This is a genomic window from Candidatus Moraniibacteriota bacterium (assembly GCA_016699875.1).
In the GTDB taxonomy this organism is placed as follows: Bacteria; Patescibacteriota; Minisyncoccia; order Moranbacterales; family UBA1568.
On record CP064989.1, the window covers coordinates 717,801 to 730,448 of the forward strand.

A 12,648-nucleotide genomic window follows, 5' to 3' on the forward strand; every position below is an offset into this window, starting at 1 on the left:
CTATTCGTGATGAACGGCATATACAGACATCCCTTCTTGCAGGGAGTGCAAGCCTTCAGTAATGACTGTGTCGCTGATGTCGAGTCCGTTGAGTATTTCTCTCGAGTCCCCGTATTGGTTTCCGGCGACAACCGGTTGCTTATGTGTCTTTGAATCAGTAACAGTAAAAACGAATGTTTCGCCATACTGTCGGATCAGCGCCGAATCCGGAATGAGCAGTGTATCTCTCGATGGTTCGGTTGGGAGTTCAACCGAAGCGTATTGTCCGGGGAATATTGTCGAAGATGGGTCGTCATGTGCGAGTAGTCGTATGATGGCGATGGTTTCGCCGGTTGACGGATTGGCAACGGGTGCAATGGAAAATACTTCGCCGTCGATAGATTGATTTGAATGTTCCGGTAGTATAGAGACACTCGATCCTTTCTGGATTGACGCGGCAAGACGGATTGGTACGGAGACGGGAATTTCAATGTCATTGGGTGAGACGAGGGAATAGAGAACGCTATTTGGACTTGCGAATGAACCGACAGATGTTTGTTTGGTCGCGACAATTCCTGAGAATGGCGCTCGGACGAAGCGGTTTTCGAGAGCGGCTCTTGATATTGTTTCAGAACCCTGGAGAGCAGCAACGGAAGCGGCTGCTTGGGCGTTTTCGGTGTCACGCAATTTCTTGGCGGTTCGAACGGCATCCTCGGCGACACGGACGTCTTTGTCGGTTGCTATTCCGCGCTTTCGATCATCCTTTGTTTTCGAGAGGGCCGTCTCTGCGGCATCGACCTGTTGCTTTGTATACTTCTCCATCCGGTCAAGTGAGGTGAGAGCAGCTGAAAGTGAGAGCGAAGCGCTTTGATTTCCAGCTATGAGCTCATTTCCATCGAGTATTGCAAGAAGGTCCCCGGATTGAACAGAATCCCCGGGTTCTTTGAGGAGCGCTATGACAGATCCCGATACTTTCGGACTGATATCCGCATGGCGAATGCCACGAGCAAATCCGGAGAAGGTTTCAGTTGGCTGAATCTGCGAACGGGAAACAGACACGGTCTGTACGGGCATCGATACTGTTGCCAATTCATGCTGGACTTCCGGGTCAGCGGAGGCGTTCCAAGAAATGACTGCCCCGAGAGTACCCGCGAGAAAGAGGAGAAGGAGCTTCATGTGCTTTCGTTCGGAAATGATTTGCATAAAGGTTGTTGTGAGTCGGAATTGCTTTGATGCTGAGAGTGATTACTTGAACCCGGTTACTTGTTCTGTGCTATATTGACGATTTTGAGGAGCTCTTTGTGGAGTGTTCGGATCTGCTTTGCTTGAGCGCCTGAAAGACTCTGCGCGGTATGTTCCATGTGACTCTCGAGCATGAGAAGATTGGCTGATTTGAGGAGTCCGATAACGGAGAGGTTTTGCTGTATGACCGGGAAACAGTCAACATTTTGCGACTCGATAACAAAGAGAATTTTCTCGAGGCTGGTCTTGGCCTTCTTGAGAGCGATAGCGATTTTATCTTTTCGTTCCATAAGGCTTCCGCGTGAAGTATTATCCTATACCTATGGTGTAGGTATACATGAAGAGCATCGGCGTGTCAAATGGGGTAGTTCGGATGCAAATCACGATATACGAGGATAGCTTTGTCAGAAACTTTGTTTTATGTCAGAATAGCGCCGTAAGAGTATCTTCCAGCGATATGAATGAGAAATACAAAAAGTCTATGATATTCGTGCTCTTTGTTCTGGTTGTTGTGGCATCCCTCGGTATATTCGTTCTCTTTGCGCGGTTTTTGGGATTTGGCGGCGGAATAGACTCCGCTATAACAGTCCCGATTTCCGGACCGGTAACCGTAGGAGAGGATGGCGTGACGTTTACTCCGGACGAATCTCTTCGGATCACTCGGACATCGGGAAAAGTGTTGTTGCGATCTCAGCTGATCAGCGATGCGAACCTTGTTCAAGGGACGCTACTCTTGAAAGATGGCTCGACACGGAAGGTGTCTATCTCATTGGAAGATGCGTCCGGAAGAGAATATGTGCTCATTCTTACGAGTGTCGGTTCTGCGGTAGGTTTCGGATTTTCGGAAGACGATCTTTCGAGCATTGATAAAAATATAAGTTTTCGCTCGGTGCGTATTCGATCAGATAAGCCGGTTGCAATCGATGCTCTCGAATGGTACTCATGGACGGGGAAATGATAGAAAGTTTCAGGAGAGTCTAAATTTTTGAGAGAAAATGAAGATATGAATATGATATTTGCTGTCGTGATGGGGTTGGCGGTATTGGGAGTCGGGATGTTGTTCTATCGGTCATCGGATGCACAGGGAAGACAAAACGTTAATAAGATAACAGAGAACGCTATGATGTCAGATGAGTCAGCTACAGGGAAAGACTCGGGATTGAAAATCGAAACGACGCAAGAGGGAACCGGTGATCAGGTAGTAAAATCTGGCGATACAATCACTGTTCATTATACGGGGCGACTGATGGATGGAACGAAGTTCGACTCAAGCGTCGATCGCGGAACACCATTTACTTTTACCATTGGCGCGGGTCAAGTTATCAAGGGCTGGGATGAGGGACTCCTTGGCATGAAGGTGGGGGAGAAGCGGACGCTTACTATTCCGGCAGACAAAGGCTATGGCGCAACCGGAGCTGGCGGCGTTATCCCGCCCAATGCGACGCTTATATTCGATACTGAGCTCATTTCTATCAAGTAGGGAAATAGGGAGAAAATAGATCTTGTACACAACAAAAACTCCCGCGACATTGCGGGAGTTTTTGTTGTTTTGTTGACTCTGTCTATGATCTGCGTGTGACCTACTCTTCGCGGCGACCCATCCCATCTCCGGGACCGTGCATGCCACCATCCATGCCAGGACCAACGAACTCATCGGGAATGTTATTTGCTTCCGCCCAGGTTTTCATTTCCTCCCGATGTTTTTCGGCGTCTGCGCGGCGTTCTTCCGGTGTCATATCTTTGCGCGATTCAAAATTCGCTTCACGTTCTTTCTGAAGTTCCTCGTGCTTTGCGAGAATAAGAGCTTTTTGTTCTTCGGTAACTGTGCCGTTTGCGACGGCTTCGGAGAGTCTCTCTTCGAATCGCTGTTCCATTTCTGCTTGGTGCTCCTTCCGATCTTCGTCAAAGACGCTTTGTACGTCACTGGTGCTCAGATTGAATCGGCTGGCGATTCGTTCGATGAGGGATGTCCTCGGAGCATTCCCTTCCGCCGAGGCATTGCCTATGAGGAAAAATCCTCCTGCGGCAAGCGTTCCAAATGCAATAACGAGTGCTGCGAGTATTCGTATTGAAATCATAAGAATTTTGTTAGCGATTATATCGGTCGTGTGCGCCACGCATTCCTTTATACGATTCATTTGGAAATGAGTTTGCATTCGGTTCTTGCCTATCGTTCAAGTTTTCTCTGAGCGGTCGGATGAAGAGTGCTTGAATAGTGTTGTTCTTTCCTGGTGTTCCGAGCACGAGTACATCCTCACCTGATTGAATGCGCGCTCTCGGGCTTATGCGAGTGTTGCCATTCACCTGTATGGTCCAGGCTTCAGTATTTGGTGTTTGCAAGAGAAACGAGTCTGACTGTACGTCTGTTATCTTCCCGGCGAGGGCGCCGTCTTGCGGAGATGACCATCGAGATGCTCTTGGAGGGAGGATTCCGCGGAACATTTCCGGAGTCCTGTTTTCAAATGCTCGATCTATTCGCTCATCGATTTTGGTAAAATGTGCGAGAAGTGTCGCCGTGAGAATGGTGAGCGTGATGAGGCTGCCAACAAAAATTGTCCGATAGCGATATCCTCGCTTGGTATTTCGGAATGTGAGAATGCCGAAGAGAACGGCAATGCCGAAAAGACTGATCCAAATAATCGGCGTGGAAAAAAAGAGAAAGAGTGGCGGATGCTGAAGTCCGAAAGAGCGGAATATTTCCGGTCCGATATCGAGAATATCAATCAATCCCAGAGAGAGAAATATTACGCCAATAATCCCCATGCTTCCGAGGAGTATCCAAAAAGCTGCGTTCTTGGCAAGAATAACCCACCGTGGCGTCGGTGTGATGCGTTTTTTCTTTATAGTTTCAACGATATCGGTGATGGAGTGTTGATTCATACGGAGAGGGAGAAATAGGGGTGATAATTTCATGTGCGACGACAGGCAAGTGCTAGGGCGTATCGTCAGTGAGGCGGCTGTAAATTCCCTGTTTTTCTGCCTGCTCTTTGAGCAGCTTTCGTCCTCTGTTTATGAGGGAGGCGACAGTTCCTTTCGGTTTTTCGACGATGTCCATAATCTCCTCATAACTTTTCTCTTCGAGGAATTTCAGGATGAGCACTTCCCGATAGATGAGTGGAAGCGATTCTATTATGGCGGAGATTTTCCGGAGTTGGTTTTTGATATCTATGGTGTGCGTGATATTTTCCGGATCTTGAAAGAGATGGGAAAAATCCTCCGTATCGAGACCGATTGTCTTTGGTCGGGAGGATTTCTTTCGTATCGAATCAATGATGGTGTTTCGGCAGATATGGTAGATCCATGTAGAGAATGCGAGGTCGTCATCGAATGCGTTGAGATTCTTATAAACTTTGATAAATGTTTCTTGCAGAATATCTTCCACGTCTTCATCGGAGGAGAATGATATTCGGCGGACATATCGAAACAACCGGTCCCAGTATCGTTCGACGATACCCGAAAAAGCATCCGGATTAGCAACTGAAGCAATTACGATATCGCTGTCGCTCAGCTCGTGATGCTGGCTCTCTTGGAGATTCTCTTTGATTACCATGAATGAGGTCTGTTTGATCGATCTCTTATTATACGAACCGGCATATCTAAGTTTGCATTCTTTTCAAAGTATACCGAAATAGAAGTCTAATTCAAGAATAGAGTTCTGATATGAACAAAGAGCATTTTGAGGGTATTTTGCGACGTGGTATCGTGAGAGTGTCGTTTTTCTAAAAGTTCTTATGGCGAGTTTCCGAACACACATTTCGTGGGGAATAGCTTGCGGTGTCCTCGGTGTGTTCTTGTTGGTAATCTCTATGCTTGTGCCACAGTCGTGGAGTCTCTTTGTGCTCCTGTGGCTCATGGTAACCATCGGCGCCATTTTGCCGGATATGGACAGTGATTCAGGGATACCGTTCCATGTAACATTCGGAGCGCTGTCGATTATTGCTGGCGGATTGGCGTTTCTTGTGGCATACAAATACGTCCCGCAAAACCCTCTACGTATTGCGGAATGGACTATTGGATCGGCAATTTTTATGTGGGGGATTGTTGGGACACTTTTTCGGAGGTTTACAAAGCATCGCGGCATGGCGCATTCGATTCCGAGCGCTGTGCTTGTCGGACTCTGTGTCTTTTCACTCGCTTCTTATTGGAGATTTGACGAATGGCAGTCATTTCTCTTGGGAGTTGCGATGACATTTGGATATATTGTGCACTTAGTGCTTGATGAGGTTTATGCGGCTGTGAACTTTCACGGCGTGCCCTTTGTACCAAACAAAGCATTGGGGAGTGCGCTCAAATTCTACTCAAAGAGCTGGCGAATCAATATGCTGGTTTATGGGAGCATTACTTTGCTGATTGTGCGAAGTAATGGAGAGATATTTCGTCTCGGGAAACATCTGGTGAATGCGTTGCACTAAATTTTTCCCATCAAATCTCCAGAGTTTATCTCGAAAAATTTTCAAAATCGCTCCGAAATTATTCTTGAGATGAGTTTTCCATGTCCGCTCCTCCGGCATTTCATGATGCGATAGGGAACACTCGAAAAATTTCTATGATGGATATAAAAAAACGGGCAAGAGAAATACTGAATCGATTGAAAAAGATATATCCGAAACCGGGACCGTTTGTCGAATGGTCAAGTCCGCTCGAATTGGTAGTGGGAACCGTGCTTTCGGCGCAGTGCACGGATGAACGAGTGAATCGCGTAACAAAGAATCTGTTCAAGAAATACAGGACGGCGAAGGACTATATGGATGCTGATCCGATAGAATTGGAACAAGATATCTATCAAACCGGATTCTATAAATCAAAAGCGAAATATCTCCGGGCTATCGGAGCGATACTTGTCGAGAAATTTGGCGGAGAGGTGCCAGGTGACTTTACATCACTCCTTACCTTTCCTGGCGTTGCACGGAAGACGGCGCATATCGTGATGGCGAAAGCGTTTGGGAAATACACGGGCGTTGCTGTTGATACACATGTGATGCGTATGGCGCCCCGGCTCGGGCTGACAAAGCACTCTGAACAAGAGAAGATCGCGAAAGATCTCGAAGGCTTGTTTCCAACGAATGAGTATCTCCACGTCAATGAGTACTTTATTACGCACGGTCGCGCTATTTGTACTCCGAGAAGACCAAAATGCGGAGAGTGTGCATTGTTGGAGCTCTGTCCATCTGGAAGGGAATCGATAGGCAATCTGCCATGATCATGACAGAGGGGGTGAAGAAGAGGAAATTAAGCACAAGGCTGGAATCGGGAAAGAAGCAAGCTTTGTTTCGGACTAGTGCTCGCCCTCATTTCCTCTACTTACTCCCATTTTAGTAGTTTGCCGTTACGATATATACGGAGGATGTTTGGTAGGTGGCTGCTGGCTGAGCGTTTGAAACCGAGACTTTGTAGGTAACTGTGAACTGCTCATTTGAAACGGCGCCAGTTGAACCATCTATGGCACTGGTGTGATCAGCAACCACATCACCAGGGGAGGATTGTGTAAATGCCGCATACTTCGTCCCGCCTCCAAAGCGATTTGATCCTTGGACGTCTGTGTCGCTTGAGGTGTAGCCGAATCCATACGTGCCGCCACTCCAGGTAAGCGGTGTCGACCAATTTCCGGAGAAGTTGCCCACGGTATCGCTTGGATTTTCGAGTGAGGTGAGATTGGCAGTATTGTAAGCCTTCACCGTATATCCGCTTGATGCATTGGTTGAAGTGGTGACGGTAAGCGTTTTGGTGTCGGTGTAGCTGTTGCCATTATTGAGATTGCTGAACGTGATGGTATTGGTGCTCAACGAGAAAGAGAGTGTTGGTAAGACCTGCTCCCCATTTGAATTAACGGCGGTGCCAACATTGCCAGCATTGTCCGTTGCCCGGACACTTGTGTAGTACGTTGTGCCGGTTGCAAGGTTGAGGCTCGACTGAGTGTAGGAAGTGCTCGTTGAATTATCGCACCAGTTGGCACTTGCCTGCCAGCTTCCTGCACCGGAGCAGACGCTCCAGTAGTAGTCGTCTGATGCGCGGCGAATAGCATATTCGTATGTATTGAGACCGGAGACATTTGCATCAAACCCGCTCCAATTGCTAGAGAGGGAAGTGAGTGTGCCATTGTTCCAGTTTTCGTCACCGCTTGTGCCATCGTTTACCGTTCCGCCAGTTGGCGCGGTTGCATCTACTTTGAAATCCATCGTTCCCGCGACGCCGAATTCCACGTAGGCGGACTCGGCGCTATTGCTATCGATAGCTTTGACGCGCCACCAATAGCCAGTTGCGCTGTCGGAGAGTGTCGATGGGCATGTGCCAGAGCAGGATCCGCTGCCGTATGTGCCAACAATAAATTCGAATGTTGTACCGGAAGCTGAGAAGGATCCATGTGTGTAATCAAGGACAAGTGCGGAAAATCCGGAATCCGTTGCGACTTGTACTTCATACTTCACGGTGTCGGTATCTGGGTCGGTGATAGTGAAGCCGAGTTTCGGTGTGTTTGTTGTGGTCCACGCGGATTCACTAATAGAGGCATTGCTTGAGTTCTTCTGGGTGAGCGAAGTCGGCGCATCTGGATTCGCATTTCCACCGCACGCACCTCCGTTTATGGTCCAGTTAGTATTGTTGTCGTTGTCGGCAGTTGAATTGCTTGCGGTGATTGCTGTGGTGACGGCGTTGCCATCGTGCACATCGGCATAACTCACGCTGACAGTTGCTCCAGTTACGGTGATATCCCATTGATTGCCGTTGGTGACAGATTTCAGAAAGACACGTCCGGTTGTGCAGCCAGATCCAGTGACAGTGAATGCATGTGTTACGATAGTGCCTTGACTCTCATCGAACTCGACTGTTTTCCCGCCGGTCGTGATGGATAAATTGTAAAAAGTTGTGTTGGCGGAATAGTTCAAGCTGGATATTTTCGTATTGTCATTAAAAACTACCGTGCCGTTGTTGTGAGTAAAGGTTCCATTATTCGTGAAGTCATCGCCGATTGTGAAGCTGTTCGATGCGTTTGCTTGAAGGGTGGTATTGGCAGAAATAGAGACGCTTCCTGCCACAGTTAGTGTTGTTGAGGCATTGTTAGCATTTACGACAACGCTCGTGTTTGTGCCGTTCCCGATAGTGAGATCACCGTTTACCGTGACGGTTCCCGCAGCGAAGTTGGTGGTGATGCTATTGGCTGATGGCTCTACTTGCAAGTTGTTGTAAGTAAAATCAGCATTTACGGTTTGCGCCGAGCTTCCGTTGAAGTTTACCGTTGATCCAGTGATGGTGTAAGAATTGCTTCCCGGTGTGAAGGTGCTCGCAATGCCGATAGTCCCGGAGTTTGCAAGAACGCGCACACCAGTGGATGAACTAGTGAGGTTATTATAGTTCAGCGCTGGAATGGTTTGTGATCCCGCACCATTGAAATCTACTGTCGAAATGTTTGCATTAAATGTTCCGCTTGAAGTAAGTGAACTGGAAACGTAGAGTGTATTGCCGTCGAGAGTGAGTGCTCCGGAATTCGAGAGGTTTTCTGCGGTGATGTTTCCAGAGCTTCCGCTATCGGAGCGATAGGTATTTCCTGAGAGAACGGAAAGCGTACAGCTGGTTGAGCCGGATGCAGAACAAGCTGTGAGGTCGTCATTACCGTCTACGTCATAAAAAATATCCTCATTGCCACTGACGCTGTTGTCATATTGGGAAATGTTGGTATTGGAAATAGTTTGATTGTCACTGCTGCCGAGTGAAAATGTAAGGGCGTTTAAGACCATGCCGGTAATATTGGATCCGGCATATTTTGTGACGCCGATTGCTTCGGCGCTGTCGCTTACACTATCAATCCAAACCGTAACTACGTCTCCCGAAGTTGGTTCGCTCACACCGGAAATGCTCCATGTGCCTGATGAGATGGTTCCGGTCTGTGCTTTGAGAGTTCCATTAATGGCGACTTTGACAGTTGAACCATTTGAACCATTGGCGCTTCCGGTGATGCTAATTGTGGCACCGATGATGGTAAGCTGGGGTGTGACAGAATAGGTGTATATTGGTGTGCCGTTTCTGGTAATGCGGAATTGGTACACGTCGCCGACGATAGCGGTATCGGTTGCCTTTAATGACCATTCCATTTCGGTGTAGAAATTGTTGGCGATGTCGACAGAATTACTTGGATTGGTGTCGTCTTGGATATAGCCAGCGGTAAAGTTGGAAGTGGTCTTGCCGCTTGGCGCAGTGAGTTGTGCGGTTGTGTTCGTGCCTCCGCCTGCCGAGATGTAGCTGGAGTCGCCAAGGAGAATAGGCTGAGAAACGGCAACAACTTTGAAAGCGGCGACCACCATGGCATAGTCGTCCGAGGCGATTGTCCAACTGATTGTTTGTGATCCGGTTCCAGCCTTGATGTAGTATTGGTGATTGTCTGAATAGGCGCCATCATCCACTTCGGCAAGTGCAGTTCCGGTTCTGGCGGTTGGTGCAGTGGCGAGTCCGTCACCGAGGACAGCAACATATACATCGCCAGCAACAGAGGCTGAAACGCTTGCGGATGGGTTTGCACCTGCGGTCGATTCACTGAAGCCGGAAGCATCAAAGGCGGAAGTGTATCCGTCACCTGCGCTGTAAGAAGAGGCGGTGGCATAGAGGGTGATGGCGCCGGTATTTGGGACACTGATCGTGTTTGCTCCGGATGGCGGATCAATCAAATACCAGAGTTCTGCGGATGTTTCATAGCCTGTAGCACCACCACGGGTCTGATCTGCCTGAGTCATGGAAACGCCGTTATAGGTGGGGGCGCCGCCAGCCCTTTGTATTGTGCCAGTACCAACAATGGTGAGGACAAGCAATGTTGCATCTGTGCCGCAGTCGAATGCACGGGCAGAGGGCGATCCGTTTCCTTTCCATCGTTTTGAATTGACGAAAGCATGTGTGGATGAACCGCTCTCACTCGCCAGTACCTTTTTGTAGACGCTCTCGGTCGATTTTTTGTATTCGAGTCGAAATGGAATGGAAATCGGATCGGATGGCGTATCAAGGAGCATACGAAGACGAACATTCGTATTTTTATATTGGCTGGCGTTGGTATCCTGATTTTGCATCCATGTAGCAGCTGACTCACTGCCATCGTCATTTCTGAATCGGAAGCCTTCTTGTTCGATTGGGGAAATTTCTGTGAATGCCGCTTCGACAACTGACCAGTCGTCAGACGTGCCAAATGTCCACCCCATAGCCGTGTCGGACGAATCTGTTTTGATGAGGTATTGTGCACCGTCGCCATAGGAGCCATCGTCTACGTCATAGAGTTGGGTGCCGGTGCGTGCTGAGGGCGCCCAAGTAGTGGCGCCGCTTCCTACAACGGCGACGAGTACGTCGCCTGATACGAGCCCGGTAAGTGATGGTCCGGTTGGGTTAACTGATGTGTTTCCATTGTCATCATCAGTTTTCAGCACAGTCTTATAGCCGGATGTTGCTTTGTAAGAAGATGCATCAGCGGTCAAATAGACATTATTGCTATCGGGAATATTTATCTGGTAGGCACTGCCGGTTCCTGGATTGAGAAGATACCAAAGTTCAACGATGGTTTCTGCGCCGGATGGCGCCTGACCATTCTGATCTGCCTGAGTCATGGAAACGCCGTTATAGGTGGGGGCGCCGCCAGTGCGTGCGGTAGTGCCACCGACGACAATGGTGAGTGTGAGAAGTGTTGTTCCTGATCCGCACGTATGGTTAAAAGTGACGCCACTGGTATTTCGTGTGCGTGTTTGGTGACTACTGGCATCAAAAGTGTGCGCCTCGGCTTTTGGGACGAAGGCGGTTCCGGAGAATACTGCGAGGAATAACACAAAACAACCGAAGAAAACGTTTCGTCGGGAAAAAAATACGGGAACGCGGAGCGCTTCGGCATGATGGCAATAATGCGCCATAATGTGCTCGGTTCGCAATGAAAAAGAAAGCATTTTTGCTTTCCTATTATACCACTCTTATGGATGGGAGGTTGGAAATAAGAAGTTGGAGGTGTGATGTGGCGAGGTGATTAACAAGGGGCAAGGAGTTAAGAAATGGGGAATAAAGTATGGGAAATAGACAGGGCTAAACCATGCGCTTCTTTCTATTCCGTGGAGGAATTTTCGAGTTTTCCTGCATAGGGCGGGGCGTTTGATTTCCTTGGAATTGTTTTGGCTGCTCATGTGACTCTCGGATTCTATGTAGACCGGAAGAATTGTGTTGTTGTGCTGAGAATCCGGTTTCTTCAAAGGGCGTTTCTTTTGATTGGTGTAGAGGAATGGTTTTTTGGCTTCTTTCCGATTCCCGGCCTTGTGTTTCTAGCTCCCAATTTCTTCCTATTGATCGATAATTGTTTTCCGATGGTTTCTTTTGAGAATCAAAATGAGCTTTTTGACTGAATGCTGGAAAAAAACCGCTGTTGTTTCTCTGTAACATCTGTTTTTTTCGTCTCTTTCGTATGATGAAGAATGTGATGAAGATTATGAGAAAGAGAACAAAGAAACCGAGAGCAATAATGATCCACCAAGGAATTATCCAGAAGGCGATGCTTCTTTCAAGCGTGTGATGTTCTTCACCATAGACGGCTTTCAAATTTGCGTGAAACTTGCCGATGGGGATATTCCAGAAGAATGATGTGTCGGGATTCCATGAGACATTGAATTCGCGACGGCTGTCTGGAAGCACACTTCCTTTCATGCTGTTTATCTCGAGCCGTTCTCGTGTATGGCCACGCCAGTCAGTTATGACAACATCGCCTGTTGGGCGTGTGTGCACGTTACCCGTATTACGGAGGAGAAGGGTAAAATCAACTGGTGGTGCAAAGAAAAACCAGGGCGCCGAGAATTCATCCACATCGAGCGATTCACGGACGTCGCCAGGCACACGTACCAGGAGGAGGCTGCCGACCATAGTGGAAAGCGCCACTTGGGAAGCTTGTTCTTTATCGGCAGGCGGTTTAGTTCCGAGAAAAACCACACCATAGTGTCCGCCCGGCTCGGCATCTCGCGGTACTTTGATGCGGAAGCGGAATTCCACGACTTGCTCGGGAAGAATGGCGACTTTCGGATCAAAGAAGCTTACCCAACTTGCGATAGAGTAGCGAGAGTCATTCTCAATAGCCTTGTCGCCAATCTCGTATTTCGGTTCGCCACCCTCGCCACCTGCCGAGAAATTTCCGGCAGAAGGGTAAAGTTCAACAAGGTTCTTTGTTGGATTGGTAATGCGTATAGTATAGGCAGTTTCCGTGCCAGGATCGAGCGTCATCTCAAAAGACGGCGGGGAAAGTGTCATGCCCTCGGCGTCGTTTTTGAAGGGGGCGGATTGAGCCTCAGCGTATTCCGTATATCCAAAAAATGCCGCGAGGGCGGCAATGGAAAGGATGAATTTTTGAAGAAAGAAGCGATACATACCGGCAATAGGGGTGACTGATGTAGAAACGAGAAATCCCGCGTCTCTACATGATATGTAAGAGTG

The 12,648-nt window shown here is 48.3% G+C and carries 11 protein-coding genes; 4 read left to right on the top strand and 7 right to left on the bottom strand.

Annotated elements, in window-relative coordinates; all coding sequences use genetic code 11:
* Positions 1-1,182 (bottom strand): efflux RND transporter periplasmic adaptor subunit, encoded by a 1,182-nt coding sequence (locus tag IPK84_03565; protein QQS15422.1) that lies wholly within the window; start codon positions 1,180-1,182, stop codon positions 1-3.
* Positions 1,183-1,238: 56 nt separating this feature from the next.
* The gene (locus IPK84_03570; GenBank protein ID QQS15423.1) at positions 1,239-1,511 is read right to left on the bottom strand and encodes a metal-sensing transcriptional repressor; all 273 of its coding nucleotides are present in this window, start codon (positions 1,509-1,511) and stop codon (positions 1,239-1,241) included.
* Positions 1,512-1,678: 167 nt separating this feature from the next.
* On the opposite strand from IPK84_03570, the gene IPK84_03575 reads away from it, so the two are divergent.
* Positions 1,679-2,179, top strand: a complete 501-nt coding sequence (locus IPK84_03575; protein ID QQS15424.1) for a hypothetical protein — start codon at positions 1,679-1,681, stop codon at positions 2,177-2,179.
* A 51-nt stretch (positions 2,180-2,230) separates the two neighbouring features.
* Entirely contained in the window at positions 2,231-2,701 is a 471-nt protein-coding gene (locus tag IPK84_03580) for an FKBP-type peptidyl-prolyl cis-trans isomerase (GenBank protein ID QQS16257.1), read from the top strand.
* A 100-nt stretch (positions 2,702-2,801) separates the two neighbouring features.
* On the opposite strand, the gene IPK84_03585 is transcribed toward IPK84_03580, so the two are convergent.
* Genes IPK84_03585 through IPK84_03595 form a run of 3 tightly spaced genes read right to left on the bottom strand, consistent with a single transcriptional unit; the run spans position 2,802 to position 4,771 of the window.
* Complete coding sequence (locus IPK84_03585; protein QQS15425.1) at positions 2,802-3,299, bottom strand: hypothetical protein; 498 nt, start codon at positions 3,297-3,299, stop codon at positions 2,802-2,804.
* Positions 3,300-3,309: 10 nt separating this feature from the next.
* Positions 3,310-4,101: a hypothetical protein gene (locus IPK84_03590; GenBank protein ID QQS15426.1), complete on the bottom strand. Its 792-nt coding sequence runs from the start codon at positions 4,099-4,101 to the stop codon at positions 3,310-3,312.
* 52 nt (positions 4,102-4,153) lie between these two features.
* Positions 4,154-4,771 carry a sigma-70 family RNA polymerase sigma factor gene (locus IPK84_03595; GenBank protein ID QQS15427.1) on the bottom strand — a complete coding sequence of 206 codons (618 nt, stop codon included), beginning with the start codon at positions 4,769-4,771 and terminating at the stop codon, positions 4,154-4,156.
* A gap of 181 nt (positions 4,772-4,952) precedes the next feature.
* Between IPK84_03595 and IPK84_03600 the strand changes: the two genes are divergently transcribed.
* Positions 4,953-5,633, top strand: a complete 681-nt coding sequence (locus IPK84_03600) for a metal-dependent hydrolase (protein QQS15428.1) — start codon at positions 4,953-4,955, stop codon at positions 5,631-5,633.
* A 134-nt stretch (positions 5,634-5,767) separates the two neighbouring features.
* On the top strand, positions 5,768-6,421 hold the full coding sequence (gene nth, locus IPK84_03605) for an endonuclease III (protein ID QQS15429.1): 654 nt from the start codon (positions 5,768-5,770) through the stop codon (positions 6,419-6,421).
* A gap of 112 nt (positions 6,422-6,533) precedes the next feature.
* Here the strand turns inward: nth and IPK84_03610 are convergent, their stop codons facing one another.
* Both IPK84_03610 and IPK84_03615 read right to left on the bottom strand, forming a co-directional pair.
* On the bottom strand, positions 6,534-11,126 hold the full coding sequence (locus IPK84_03610) for a hypothetical protein (GenBank protein ID QQS15430.1): 4,593 nt from the start codon (positions 11,124-11,126) through the stop codon (positions 6,534-6,536).
* Positions 11,127-11,259: 133 nt separating this feature from the next.
* Positions 11,260-12,582, bottom strand: coding sequence for a hypothetical protein (locus IPK84_03615; protein QQS15431.1), 1,323 nt, complete (start codon positions 12,580-12,582; stop codon positions 11,260-11,262).
* Positions 12,583-12,648 lie beyond the last annotated feature (66 nt).